Annotated in this window: 11 protein-coding genes; 10 read left to right on the forward strand and 1 reads right to left on the reverse strand. The window is 52.4% G+C overall.

Annotated elements, in window-relative coordinates:
• Positions 1-9 precede the first annotated feature (9 nt).
• From murD to ACO6VE_RS13865, 10 genes are all read left to right on the forward strand, one after another.
• Positions 10-1,440, forward strand: a complete 1,431-nt coding sequence (murD, locus tag ACO6VE_RS13820; protein ID WP_422461841.1) for a UDP-N-acetylmuramoyl-L-alanine--D-glutamate ligase — start codon at positions 10-12, stop codon at positions 1,438-1,440.
• Complete coding sequence (ftsW, locus tag ACO6VE_RS13825) at positions 1,434-2,678, forward strand: putative lipid II flippase FtsW (protein WP_422461843.1); 1,245 nt, start codon at positions 1,434-1,436, stop codon at positions 2,676-2,678. Before murD ends, ftsW begins: the two co-directional genes overlap by 7 nt.
• Entirely contained in the window at positions 2,671-3,792 is a 1,122-nt protein-coding gene (gene murG, locus ACO6VE_RS13830; protein ID WP_422450944.1) for an undecaprenyldiphospho-muramoylpentapeptide beta-N-acetylglucosaminyltransferase, read from the forward strand. Before ftsW ends, murG begins: the two co-directional genes overlap by 8 nt.
• Positions 3,785-5,242: a UDP-N-acetylmuramate--L-alanine ligase gene (murC, locus tag ACO6VE_RS13835; protein WP_422450946.1), complete on the forward strand. Its 1,458-nt coding sequence runs from the start codon at positions 3,785-3,787 to the stop codon at positions 5,240-5,242. The genes murG and murC overlap by 8 nt, the downstream gene beginning before the upstream one ends.
• A 33-nt stretch (positions 5,243-5,275) precedes the next feature.
• Positions 5,276-6,211, forward strand: coding sequence for a D-alanine--D-alanine ligase (locus tag ACO6VE_RS13840; protein WP_422461845.1), 936 nt, complete (start codon positions 5,276-5,278; stop codon positions 6,209-6,211).
• The gene (locus ACO6VE_RS13845; protein WP_422450949.1) at positions 6,204-7,019 is read left to right on the forward strand and encodes a cell division protein FtsQ/DivIB; all 816 of its coding nucleotides are present in this window, start codon (positions 6,204-6,206) and stop codon (positions 7,017-7,019) included. The genes ACO6VE_RS13840 and ACO6VE_RS13845 overlap by 8 nt, the downstream gene beginning before the upstream one ends.
• 53 nt (positions 7,020-7,072) lie before the next feature.
• Positions 7,073-8,308 (forward strand): cell division protein FtsA, encoded by a 1,236-nt coding sequence (ftsA, locus tag ACO6VE_RS13850; protein ID WP_101746660.1) that lies wholly within the window; start codon positions 7,073-7,075, stop codon positions 8,306-8,308.
• 77 nt (positions 8,309-8,385) lie between these two features.
• Positions 8,386-9,573, forward strand: a complete 1,188-nt coding sequence (gene ftsZ / locus ACO6VE_RS13855; protein ID WP_422450950.1) for a cell division protein FtsZ — start codon at positions 8,386-8,388, stop codon at positions 9,571-9,573.
• 102 nt (positions 9,574-9,675) lie between these two features.
• Entirely contained in the window at positions 9,676-10,590 is a 915-nt protein-coding gene (lpxC, locus tag ACO6VE_RS13860) for a UDP-3-O-acyl-N-acetylglucosamine deacetylase (RefSeq protein ID WP_422461847.1), read from the forward strand.
• Between the two features lie 375 nt (positions 10,591-10,965).
• Complete coding sequence (locus tag ACO6VE_RS13865) at positions 10,966-11,901, forward strand: M23 family metallopeptidase (protein WP_422450954.1); 936 nt, start codon at positions 10,966-10,968, stop codon at positions 11,899-11,901.
• 54 nt (positions 11,902-11,955) lie between these two features.
• On the opposite strand, the gene metX is transcribed toward ACO6VE_RS13865, so the two are convergent.
• Complete coding sequence (gene metX, locus ACO6VE_RS13870) at positions 11,956-13,038, reverse strand: homoserine O-acetyltransferase MetX (RefSeq protein WP_422450956.1); 1,083 nt, start codon at positions 13,036-13,038, stop codon at positions 11,956-11,958.
• Positions 13,039-13,043 lie beyond the last annotated feature (5 nt).

Raw genomic sequence — 13,043 nt, forward strand, 5'->3', positions numbered from 1 at the left:
AACGGGATTGTGACAAGAAGCACTCTTGTTAAGAAAACAGCTGCAGCAGATAACGAGCCATCAGGGCTGATTGGCTCGAGTTGTCATCGTGTGATTATCGGTCTTGGCAAGACCGGGTTGTCCTGTGCCCGTTATCTTCATAGCCAGGGGTTGCCGTTCAAAATTATTGATACCCGGGAAACGCCTCCGGGGGAAGCGGAATGTCGTCAGCTATTTCCTGATGTACCTCTGCATACCGGTGGTTTCAACGAGCAATGGTTAATGGCTGCTGATGAGTTGGTGGTTAGTCCGGGTATTGCTCTGTCGGAACCGGCGATTGCCAGGGCGATGGACAATGGCGCTATTGCCATTGGTGATATTGAGCTGTTTTGTCGAGCGGTCAATGCTGCTTCGGCTGTTTCAACAAAGAAGCCGCTCGTCGCCATTACCGGCTCCAACGGCAAAAGCACGGTGACCACACTGGTTGGCGAAATGGTCAGCTGTTCAGGGCTTAAGCCCGGCGTAGGGGGTAATATCGGAACCCCGGTGCTTGATTTGCTGGATGATGACAGTATTGATGTTTACGTTCTGGAGCTTTCCAGTTTCCAGTTGGAAACCACCCATAGCCTCCGTGCAACGGCAGCGACGGTTCTGAACATCAGCCCGGACCACATGGATCGTTACCCGACGCTGGTTGAATACCACCAGGCCAAGCAGCGCATTTACAAAGGGTGCGGAACCGCCGTATTTAACCGGGATGATCCTCTTACTTCCCCGTTGCTTCCAGTGACTGCGGGAGCTGTGACCTTTACCAGTGGGTCTCCGGATCTTGGTCAGATGGGGCTTCTTGCTGACGATGACGGCATCTGGCTGAGCAAGGGGCTGGAAAAGCAGATCAATACCCGCCAGATGAAACTCAAAGGCCGTCACAATTATTTGAATGCCCTTGCTGCTCTGGCCCTGGGCGAGGCGATAGGTCTTGATGCCAATGCCATGTTCGAAGCGCTGATGGCCTTTCCCGGGTTGAAGCACCGTTGCCAATGGTTGGGTGAGCAGGATGGCGTTGCCTGGTTTAACGACTCCAAAGCCACCAATGTCGGTGCCTCCGTTGCGGCTATTGAAGGCCTGGGCGATGGGCTGGCAGGCAAGATTATTCTGATTGCCGGTGGTGATGGCAAAGGTGCGGATTTCTCGGATTTGCAGCCAGCGGTCGCGCGTTATGTCAGTCATCTGATCCTGATTGGGCGTGACGGGCCCGCCATTGAGCAGGCCGTGAAGGGCAGTGCAGAGATTCATAAGGCTGCCAGTCTGGATGATGCCGTCAGTCTTGCTGCACAGTTGGCCGAGCCCGGTGATGCCGTGCTGTTGGCACCGGCATGCGCCAGTTTTGATATGTTCAACAGCTTTGAGCATCGGGGTGACCGATTTGCAGAGCTGGTCAATGGTTTGATTCTATGCTGAAGCGGGTTCGACACAGCTTTCTCACGGAGAAAGAGTCCATAGAACAGGAAGGGTCAAGGTCCACGAATGTTGACATGGTCCTGTTCGGGGCTGTGCTTGCCTTGCTGGCCATCGGTCTGGTGATGGTGGGTTCTGCCTCCATGGATGTTTCCAGTGCGACCTTTGGTGATCCATTCAGAGTCGTCTTTAAGCAGTTTCTGTTTATGGTGGTGGGGCTGGGTGCCATGGGTGTCATGATGCTGGTGCCTGTCAGCCGGATTCAGCAGTTGAGCTGGGTTGGCTTGCTGGTTGCGTTCTTTCTGCTGGTGCTGGTGTTGATTGTGGGTCGGGAAATTAATGGCAGTGTCCGCTGGATTCCCCTTGGCTTCTTTAACCTGCAAGCCTCAGAGGTTGCCAAGCTGTGTGTGGTGATTTATCTGGCAGGCTACCTGGTGCGACATCTTGATGAAGTGCGTACGCGCTGGAGTGGCTTTATCAAACCCATGCTGGTGCTCACCGGGTTGGCTTTGCTGCTGCTTGCGGAGCCGGACCTTGGTGCGCTGGTGGTGCTGACCGTGGCGGTGATGGGGATGATCTTTATGGCGGGCGCACGGTTCCACCAGTTTCTGGTCATGATTGCCGGCGTAATTATCCTGATTGTTCTGTTGATCTGGATGGAGCCTTATCGTATGGCTCGTATCACCTCCTACATGGATCCCTGGGCCCATGCTTTTGGCAGTGGCTATCAGTTAACCCAGGCTCTGATCGCGTTTGGTCGGGGAGCCTGGCTGGGTGAAGGGCTGGGAAATAGCATCCAGAAGCTGTTTTACCTGCCGGAGGCGCACACGGATTTTGTTTTTGCCGTATTGGCAGAAGAGTTTGGCCTGATTGGTTCGTTGCTGTTGCTTGGGCTGTTTCTGTTTGTTGCCTGGCGGTCATTGCAGTTGGGCTCAAGAGCGGAAACCAGGGGGATGTTATTCCATGGCTTCGTCGCTTATGGTATTGCCCTGCTTTTTGCCTGTCAGGCGTTGATTAACATTTCTGTGAATACCGGACTGCTGCCCACTAAAGGGCTGGCCTTACCCATGATCAGCTATGGAGGCAGCAGTTTAATTGTCAACTGTCTGGCATTTGGTATTTTGTTGCGCATTGATTTTGAACGTCGTCTGACTAAAGCCACAGAGGTTAAGCCGGTTGCGGGGCGTAAGGCTCAGGAGCGAAAGACGAGTGAAGCCGCTGGAGGTAATACAAATGGCTGAGCAGGCAGTTTCTCAAACGCCTCCGGAGGCACCCAAAGTGATTATCATGGCAGGGGGCACCGGAGGACATATTTTCCCGGGGCTGGCTACAGCCAGGGAACTCATTAAGCAGGGGTACCGGGTGCATTGGCTGGGTACTCCCGGAAGTATGGAAGCAGAGCTTGTGCCCGGGCATGGCATTGATATCAGCTTTATTCCGGTCACCGGCCTGCGGGGCAAAGGGTTGAGTTTTCTGTTGAAAGCTCCCTGGCGTCTGGCTGTTTCATTATTTAAGGCCGTTCGGGTTCTGAGAGAACACCGGCCGGTTTGTGTTGTTGGTATGGGGGGCTATGTCACAGGGCCCGGTGGTGTGGCTGCGCGGTTGTTGGGAATTCCCCTGGTGGTTCATGAACAAAATGCCGTGGCAGGTCTGACCAATAAACTGCTGGCCAGGATTGCTACCCGGGTGCTTGAAGCGTTTCCGGGAACCTTTGCTGGGCTCTCTTCACGCATTGCCCGAAAAGTAATGCTGACCGGGAATCCGGTGCGTCCGGAGATTGTCGCCGTTCCTGCCCATTTACCACGCACTCCCTTAAGGCTGCTGGTCGTTGGGGGGAGCCGCGGAGCCCTGGCAATCAACCAGATGATTCCCCGGGTTTTACAAAACTGTGGTGCTCAGATTGACGTCTGGCACCAGACCGGTAAGGGAACCTTTGAGCAGTGCCTGGCAGATTATCAGCAGCTCGGCGTTTCCGGTCGGGTAGAGCCGTTTATTGATGATATGGCTCAGGCTTATGAGTGGGCGGATCTGGTCATCTGCCGCTCTGGCGCATTAACCATCGCAGAACTGGCAGCGGCAGGAAAACCCGGAATTCTGGTGCCTTTCCCGTTTGCGGTGGATGATCATCAGACAATGAATGGGCGTTACCTGGTCGATCGAGGTGCAGCCCTGATGGTTCAGCAAAAAGATTTGAATGTGGACAGTTTGACAAACATGATTTTGAAGCTGGCAGATAATCCTGAACAGCTTGAACGAATGGCCTCATCAGCAAGAACGGCCAGTTTGCCACAGGCGACTGATGACGTGGTCAGGCTTTGTCTTGAAGCGGCTGGTAAGGAGGTCTCTTATGCCTGATGTAAAAAGTCGGATTCCCGTTGTGGCGGTGCCAGAGATGAGGCGTATCCGTAAAATCCATTTTGTCGGTATTGGTGGTTCCGGCATGTGTGGCATTGCCGAAGTCCTGCTGAATCAGGGGTATGAAATCTCTGGCTCGGATATTCGTGCATCATCAGTAACTGAACGCCTTGAAGGGCTCGGGATTGAGGTGTTTATTGGCCACCGTGCCGACAATGTGATCAGCGCAGATGTTATTGTCACCTCAACTGCGGTTGCCGGAGATAACCCGGAAGTGGTTGAGGGGGAAAGACGTCGGCTGCCCATTGTTCCCCGGGCCCAGATGCTGGCGGAATTAATGCGTTATCGCCACGGCATTGCGGTGGCGGGTACCCATGGCAAGACCACTACCACCAGTCTGCTGGCTTCGGTTCTCGGGTTCAGTGGTATGGACCCGACGTTTGTGATTGGGGGCAGGCTCAACTCGGCCGGTACCAATGCAAAACTGGGTGGCAGCCGTTACCTGGTGGCCGAGGCGGATGAGTCTGATGCCTCTTTCCTGCATTTGCAGCCGATGGTGTCCATTATCACCAATATTGATGCTGACCATATGTCTACCTACGACGGTGACTTTGGCAAGCTGAAAAAAGCATTTATTGATTTCTTGCACAATCTGCCTTTTTACGGTGTGGCGATTGTCTGTATCGACTGTCCGGTTGTTCGGGAACTGTTGCCGGAAATCAAACGACAGGTGATTACCTATGGTTTCAGTGAAGACGCGGATTTCCGGGCAGTGAATGTTCGTCAGCAGGGCATGAGAACCTCGTTTGACCTGGTTCGTCGCACTGATGTCGAAGAACCCCCTGTGACCATTGAACTGGGTATTCCCGGACGCCATAACGTGCTGAATGCTCTGGCCGCGTTTGCCACGGCGGCTGATGAAGGCATTCCGGATCAGGTGATTGCTGAAGGGCTGAGTCGTTTTGATGGTGTTGGTCGACGTTTCCAGGTGCTGGGAGAGTTTACTAACCGGGTTGGCGACGTGATGCTGGTGGATGATTATGGCCACCACCCGACGGAAGTGGATGCGACCATTAAAGCGGTTCGTGATGGCTGGGATGACAAACGACTGGTGATGATTTACCAGCCTCATCGTTTCTCTCGCACCCGTGACCTGTATGAGGATTTTGTCGATGTGCTGTCCAGGGTTGATGTTCTTCTGTTAATGGAAGTGTACCCTGCCGGAGAAGAACCGATTGCAGGGGCGGACAGTCGCTCACTATGCCGGAGTATTCGCCAGCGTGGACTGGTTGATCCGATATTTATTGCCCGTCCTGAAGACGTTGAGTCAGTATTGGCGGATGTACTTCAGGATGGGGACTTGCTGTTGGCTCAGGGAGCCGGGGATATTGGCGCACTGGCTCTCAGGCTGGCCAGTGCTGAGTTGGCTCTGCCGAAGACAGAACAGTAAAGCTACGAATTGAATAGTAAAGGAAAACAGTGCATGAAGTACGACCGGAGTTGTGATCACTTCGATCCAAAAGCTTTTGGCAAGGTTGCTGTACTTTTCGGTGGAAACTCCGCAGAAAGGGAAGTGAGCCTGACCAGTGGTGAGCGTATTTATGCCGCGTTGCATCGCCAGGGTGTGACATGCCAGCTGATTGATACCTGTGAGAATGTTGTTGAGCAGCTTCAGCAATATGCACCTGACTATGCCTTCATTGCCTTGCATGGCGGTGGGGGAGAAGATGGAACGATACAGGGAATGCTGGAAACCATGGGTATTCCCTATCCCGGCAGTGGTGTCATGGCATCTGCCCTGGCGATGGATAAATACCGCTGCAAGCTGCTCTGGCAATCCATTGGGCTGCCAACACCGGAATTTGCCCTGGTTATGGGAGTTGACAATCTTGGCCATGCCGAGTCGCTGTTGCCTGCCTTTGTCAAACCCAGCATGGAGGGCTCCAGTGTTGGTGTGGCACGGGTTGATCGAAGGGAAGACCTTGAAGTTGCCTGCGAGCGTGCAGCGGAGCACAAGGGGGCGGTTCTGGTGGAGTCGTTTATCGATGGGCCTGAGTTTACGGTGGGTATTCTTAATGGTCAGCCACTGCCTGTTATCCGAATTGAGGCAGAGGGTGAATTTTATGATTACCAGGCCAAGTATCTGTCGGATAATACCCGCTACACCATTCCCTGTGGCCTGACTTCTGTTAAGGAGCAGGAACTGCAGGCGGTTGCTCTGACGGCATTTGAAGCCCTTGGGTGTTCAGGCTGGGGGCGTGTTGACTTTATGCAGGATCAGCAGGGACGATTCTGGTTGCTTGAGGTCAATACTATTCCGGGGATGACAGATCATAGTCTGCTGCCGATGGCCGCAGCGGATGCCGGTTTATCTTTCGATGAACTGGTGATTGAAATATTGAAAACAGCGGATGTCTGATCGAGCAGGTTGGTCTGTTTCAGCCGGTTGGTCGGGGGAAGTACGGGGTGCATCCCGAAGGGACGGTAAACAGGTTGTTGGCAGAGGGAAAAAAACACTGCCGTGGAAAAGAGTGCTTCAGGTTCTGGTGTCTCTTGTTCTGCTGGCAGGCTTGCTGGGCTCAATGCCGTGGTTGGTGAACTGGTTGAATCAGCCGATAGCACGGGTGGAAGTGCATGCAGGCTTTGAGTATTTATCCAGAGAGCAAGTCGAGGGTGTTTTGCAGCCTCACTTACAGGACCGTTTTTTTGCCCTGGATTTGCGCGAGATGCAGCAGGTTCTGATGGCAATGCCCTGGATTAAGACCGCCTCGGTTCGACGACAGTGGCCTGACAGTGTCCAGGTGAGCCTGACCGAACAGCAGCCGGTGGCGAGGTGGGGCAGCAGCGCCCTGATCAGCAATGAAGGTGAGGTGTTTGCACCAGAGGATATTGCCGGTTTTTCCGCCATGCCGGTTCTGGGTGGCCCGGAAGAGCTGGCGGTGGAGGTGATGCAGCAATATCTGGCCATCAGTCAGTTGCTCCGGCCTATGGGGCTCAGGCTGACCATGCTGAAACGTAGCAATAGTGGCTCATGGCGATTTACCATAGGACATGTTGAGGTCAATATTGGTCGTGACCGAAGGATGGAAAGACTGCAGCGTTTTGTCCGTCTTTATCATGCCAGGCTGGAGTCTCGCTGGGATCAGGTAAAGCGGGTAGATTTGCGATATTTGAACGGTGCTTCGGTTGCCTGGAGTGAGACGCTGGTTAACACGGGGTCAAAATAAGTCAGCCAGGCTCAGATTTATGATCGTTAGAGAAGTTTGGGAAGATTGATGCCATGACAGCGGCAGATAATGGAAGATTGATCGTTGGGTTGGATATAGGCACCTCGAAAGTCGTGGCTATTGTCGGAGAGCTCAACGCTGAGGGTGACATTGAAGTCATCGGCATCGGCTCGCATATTTCCCGCGGGCTTAAGCGTGGCGTTGTGGTTAATATTGACTCTACGGTCCATGCCATTAAGAGAGCCGTTGAAGAAGCTGAGCTGATGGCCGGGTGTCAGATACACTCGGTCTATGCCGGTATTGCCGGCAATCACATCAAGAGTCTTAACTCCCACGGTATCGTTGCGATACGTGAGCGTGAAGTGAATGGTGCCGATATTGACCGGGTGATTGACGCCGCCCAGGCGGTGGCGATCCCGGCGGATCAGCGGATTCTGCATATTCTTCCACAGGAGTATGCCATTGATAACCAGGAGGGGATCAAGGAGCCTCACGGGATGTCCGGTGTCCGGCTGGAAGCCAAGGTTCATCTGGTGACCTGCGCTGTTAATGCGGCCCAGAATATTGAGAACTGCATCCGTCGCTGTGGTCTGGAAGTGGACGATATTATTCTTGAGCAGCTGGCTTCAAGTTATTCGGTGCTTTCAGAAGATGAGAAAGAGCTGGGCGTCTGTATGGTGGATATCGGCGGTGGCACGACAGATATTGCCATCTTTACCGACGGTGCCATTCGGCATACGGCAGTGATTCCCATTGCCGGTGATCAGGTGACCAATGACATTGCCATGGCCTTGCGGACACCGACGCAAAATGCCGAAGACATAAAGATTAAATATGCCTGTGCCCTGGCCCAGCTGGCTGGAGCCGATGAAACCATTAAAGTTCCCAGTGTCGGTGAGCGACCCTCCAGGGAGCTTTCCCGGCAGGCACTGGCAGAGGTGGTAGAACCTCGTTATGACGAGCTGTTTACGTTAATTAATGCAGAGATCAGGCGCAGTGGTTTCGAAGACCTGATCCCCGCAGGTATCGTTCTGACCGGTGGTACTTCCAAGATTGAGGGAGCTATTGAGCTGGCAGAAGAGATTTTCCACATGCCGGTCAGGCTGGGTGTGCCGCAGTTAGTGAAAGGGCTGAGTGATGTGGTCAGTAATCCCATTTATTCAACGGGTGTCGGGCTTTTGCACTATGGCCAGAAAATGCAGAAAGATGGTTTGAAAAAGTCGATCGCCAGCAAACCTCAGGATGCTGGGCTGATGGACAAGATGAAGCGCTGGTTTCAGAACTTTTAAGTGTGTAGCAGCGCAGTTTTTCAGTAACGGTATTGGTAAGTATTTGTTAGATTAAGGGTGATAAAAAGGAGATGACCATGTTTGAATTGGTGGATAACGTACCGCAGGAAGCGGTCATAAAAGTTATCGGTGTCGGTGGTGGTGGTGGTAATGCAGTCTGCCACATGCTGAATAGTCAGCTCGAAGGTGTTGAGTTTGCCTGTGCAAACACTGACGCCCAGGCGCTGAAAAAGCAGCATTTGCAGGCCCATACTCACCTGCAGCTGGGAGCCTCGATCACACGAGGGCTTGGTGCAGGCGCGAACCCGAATGTCGGTCGCGAGGCGGCGATGGAAGACCGGGAGCGTATCGCCGAGCTCCTCAAAGGTGCGGATATGGTCTTTATTGCCGCTGGCATGGGCGGTGGTACCGGGACCGGCGCAGCTCCGGTGGTTGCCGAGATAGCCCGGGAGCTTGGCGCACTGACCGTGGCCGTGGTCACCAAGCCATTCGGTTTTGAAGGCAAGCGCAGAATGGCGGTTGCCGAAGAAGGTCTTAAAGAGCTTCAGGAACATGTGGACTCGCTGATTACCATTCCCAATGAAAAGTTACTGCCAGTGCTTGGCAGTGATGTCAGTCTGCTCAATGCCTTTGGTGCTGCCAATGATGTTCTGCTGGGTGCGGTGCAGGGGATTTCTGAACTGATTACCCGTGATGGTCTCATCAACGTTGACTTTGCCGATGTTCGCACGGTGATGTCAGAAATGGGTATGGCGATGATGGGTACCGGAGTTGCCACGGGTAGCGGCCGTGCAGCAGAAGCAGCTGAGAAAGCCATCCGCAGTCCGCTGCTGGAAGATGTTGATCTCCAGGGAGCCAAAGGTGTTCTGGTTAACATTACTGCCGGCCTTGACTTTACCGTTGGTGAGTACAACCAGGTAGGCGACGTTGTAAGTCAGTTTGCGTCTAACGATGCAACCGTTGTTATCGGCACTGTTATTGACTCGGAATTAACGGACGAGCTGCGGGTGACTGTTGTGGCAACCGGTATTGGTGCTGGCGGCGTTGCCAGGGAACAGTTGAAGGTGGTTGAAAAAGCACCGCCAAAAAACAAAGACGGCACACCTGACTATGGCAGGCTGGACATTTCTCCTCTGTTGCGTGACAAAAAGAAGGAGGAAGAGGAAGTGGGTCCGCGGCAAGAAGGTAAACGGGCAGCGGTGGCGACCGGAGATAGTGTCGATTACCTCGATATACCGGCATTTCTGAGGCGTCAGGCGGATTAATCAGGGCGTATAAATGCGAACTTGTCTCAATTGTTACTTTTGTTACAATGTGACGTTGCATCCAAATAACAGGGACCTTTCAGGTCGCGGAACAGCGTTATCATGATCAGACAGCGTACACTGAAAAATATTATTCGTGCTACGGGCGTGGGCCTTCACTCCGGTGAAAAGGTTTACCTTACTCTTAAGCCTGCTCCCGTAGATACCGGCATCATTTTCTGTCGTACAGACCTTGACCCGGTCATTGAAATTCCGGCACATGCCCTGAATGTCGGGCAGACGACACTGTGCACGTCTTTGCATAAAGACGGCACCCGAATTGACACTGTTGAACACCTTCTCTCCGCCCTGGCCGGGCTGGGTATTGATAACGCCTACGTTGAGGTCAGTGCCCACGAGGTTCCTATTATGGACGGCAGCGCTGGTCCATTCGTATTCCTGCTCCAGTCCGCAGGTATCCAGGAGCAGAATGCGCCCAAGAAGTTCATTCGCATCAAAGAAGATGTGACGGTGACGGATGGGGATAAAACGGCAACCTTCAAACCATACGACGGTTTCAAAGTAAGTTTCACCATTGACTTTGATCATCCTGTTTTCAAAAGCCGCTCCCAGACAGCGTCGATTGACTTCTCCAGTACCTCTTTTGTGAAGGAAGTCAGCAGGGCCCGTACTTTCGGCTTTATGCGTGATGTCGAGTACCTGCGTGCCCAGAATCTGGCCCTTGGCGGCAGCGTGGATAATGTGGTTGTTGTCGATGAGTACCGAATTCTCAATGAAGATGGCCTCCGCTATCACGATGAGTTTGTCAAGCACAAGATGCTGGACGCGATCGGCGACCTTTATTTGCTGGGGCATAGTTTGATTGGTCAGTTCATCGGTCATAAATCTGGCCATGAACTTAACAATAAACTGGTTAGAACGTTGCTTGCCCATGAGAAGTTATGGGAGATAGTGACTTTCGAAGAGGCTGAGGTTTCTCCGATCTCCTATCAGAAGCCCGTTGCTGTAACGGCCTGATGACTGCTTTTTGAGTTAATGCTGATCTGTTACGTGATTTTTTGCGAGGCTGGACAATTTTAGTCTTGAATCAGGCCACAATATAGTGGCCTTTTTTCTAGGAGGCTGTCAGTAAAAAGTCTTTATCCCGAACTGGTTTCTGATAAGTGCATGTTGTTCAAGAGTACTGTTTTTTTGACCTTGAACTGTCGTTGACCGCATTAAAAAATACCGTTTTACAACGATAACATCAGTATCAGGTGGCTCCTGGGCAGGGTGGAATGTAGACGAGCGTAGCTGTAGAAGTGAGGAAATCCGTCCTCTGGTTCTGTATTTTGCATGCTCCTGAAATACAATAGTGGAGATATGCTGCGGGTTTGGCATTAAGGGTTGCTGATGAAAATTATTGTTGTTAACCAGGATCATTCTCGAACCCGAACTTATTCCGGAAGTGGAAAACGGGTAGGGGTTCTGTTTTGCTGTGCTTTTTTGCTCTCCATGGCCGTTGGTGGTGGCGCAATGTATGCCTGGTTGACCAATAACCAGGAGCACATGTTAACCAGTGAAGGCGTCAAAAACTGGAAACAGGTTCTGGATACACAGCAACAGGATCTTGGCCTGGTTCGTCAGCAGGCACAAAACCAGCTGGATGCCCTGATGCTCAGGCTGTCTGAACTTCAGGGGCGTATGACCCGACTTGATGCCCTTGGCGAACGCCTTACCAGCAAGGCAAAACTGGATGACGGTGAGTTTGACTTCAATGAAGCGCCTGCACTGGGTGGCCCTCAGGAGTTTGCTGAAGCAGAAGCAGCCTACAGCAAGGTGAGTCTGATTGAGGCTATTGATCAATTGGCAGATCAGATTGATAACCGCGAAGAACAGCTGGACCTTCTGGATAATCTTATTTCCAGCAGAACCCTTCACGACGATGCATTTCTGGCGGGGTTGCCCGTCAGAAAAGGCTGGCTCTCTTCCCGTTATGGTCGCCGTACCGACCCGTTTACCGGTAAGGGTGCCTGGCATAATGGTGTGGATTTTGCCGGTAAGCGCGGCTCGGATATTATTTCCGTGGCGGCAGGTGTTGTTGTCTGGTCAGGCACCCGCTCAGGCTTTGGGCTTCTGGTGGAGGTCAATCATGGCAATGGTTATCTGACGCGTTATGCCCACAATGATGAAAATCTGGTCAAGGTCGGTGATATTGTCACCAGAGGGCAGGCCATTGCCAAAATGGGCAGTTCCGGGCGGTCAACCGGACCACATGTCCACTTTGAGGTTTTGAAAAATGGCAAGCCTCAGGACCCTTCGAGATATATCTACAGAGCAAGTAAGTAGAATTTAAGGCTGATTTTTTTCTTGCTCAGGGCGGGTATTCTTTAACTTCAGCTTTCAGTCGAGAAATACCCGCAGGTAGCGATCGAAGGCTCCGGTTTCTACCAGGAAGGCATCGTGGCCATATTGGGAGGGGTGATTGATATAGTGACAGTCCACCCGTCCCTTTAGCAGACCCTGGTACAGCTCTTGCTGTTGTTGCGGAGTGAACAGAATATCACTCTCTACCGAAATTACTGTGGTTTTAGCGGTGATTCTGCCGAAAGTGGCTGCGAGCGATTCGTATTGTTGCGTCACATCATATCGGTCCATTGCGGCGGTCAGCACCAAATAGCAATTGGCATCGAAGCTGCGGCAAAACAGATCGGCGTTATAATCCATATAGCTGTTGATTTCATCATCACGCATACCGATGTTGTTGAAACTATTGAAGCGTCGGTTCCATTCGGCGGCGTTACGATAAGTATAAAGCCCAAGCTTTCGTGCCAATCGAAATCCATTCAGCTGGGCATCCGGTTCATAATTGCCATCTTGAAAAGCCGGATCCAGCCGAATCGATTCCTGCTGGATCCGACGGTTAGCAATATTGGCCGGATATGCCTTATAGGACGAACTGGTTAACAGTAACCTTTGCACCGAATCGGGGTAAGCAATTGCCCAGGTCAGTGAAACCATAGCGCCCATTGAGTTACCGATCATGGCATACAGGCTCTCAATGCCGAGGTGGTCCAGCAATAACTGCTGACTGTGCACCATGTCTTCCATTACCACCTCCGGAAAGTCCCCTCTCCAGGGCTTGCCGGTTTCCTTGTTAATGGTCACCGGACTGGTTGAACCAAAACAACTGCCCAAATTATTGATGCAAATAACATGATACCTGTCGGTATCAATCGCTTTGCCTGGTCCTACCATGGCCTGCCACCAACCCTTTTTCGGATTGGCTTTAGTGGCAGCGACATGGGGCCCTACACTCAAGGCATGATGAATCAGAACAACATTATCCCTTTGCTTATTCAAATGGCCGAACGTTTCGTAACACAACTGCCAGTGTTCCAATACCCGGCCATTGGCAAGGGTGAACGGCTCCGTACTTGTAAACAGGCTGGAGCCGTCTTCGAGGTTCTGTATCGAATAACTCAAGACAG

This window comes from Endozoicomonas sp. ALB115, assembly GCF_049310245.1.
GTDB lineage: Bacteria > Pseudomonadota > Gammaproteobacteria > Pseudomonadales > Endozoicomonadaceae > Endozoicomonas.

Excerpts from the sequence above, each read along its gene's own strand:
- ACO6VE_RS13865 (WP_422450954.1), top strand. The coding sequence starts at position 10,966 with ATGAAAATTATTGTTGTTAACCAGGATCATTCTCGAACCCGAACTTAT.
- ftsZ (WP_422450950.1), top strand. The coding sequence starts at position 8,386 with ATGTTTGAATTGGTGGATAACGTACCGCAGGAAGCGGTCATAAAAGTT.
- ftsA (WP_101746660.1), top strand. The coding sequence starts at position 7,073 with ATGACAGCGGCAGATAATGGAAGATTGATCGTTGGGTTGGATATAGGC.
- murG (WP_422450944.1), top strand. The coding sequence starts at position 2,671 with ATGGCTGAGCAGGCAGTTTCTCAAACGCCTCCGGAGGCACCCAAAGTG.
- lpxC (WP_422461847.1), top strand. The coding sequence starts at position 9,676 with ATGATCAGACAGCGTACACTGAAAAATATTATTCGTGCTACGGGCGTG.
- ACO6VE_RS13840 (WP_422461845.1), top strand. The coding sequence starts at position 5,276 with ATGAAGTACGACCGGAGTTGTGATCACTTCGATCCAAAAGCTTTTGGC.
- ACO6VE_RS13845 (WP_422450949.1), top strand. The coding sequence starts at position 6,204 with ATGTCTGATCGAGCAGGTTGGTCTGTTTCAGCCGGTTGGTCGGGGGAA.
- ftsW (WP_422461843.1), top strand. The coding sequence starts at position 1,434 with ATGCTGAAGCGGGTTCGACACAGCTTTCTCACGGAGAAAGAGTCCATA.
- murC (WP_422450946.1), top strand. The coding sequence starts at position 3,785 with ATGCCTGATGTAAAAAGTCGGATTCCCGTTGTGGCGGTGCCAGAGATG.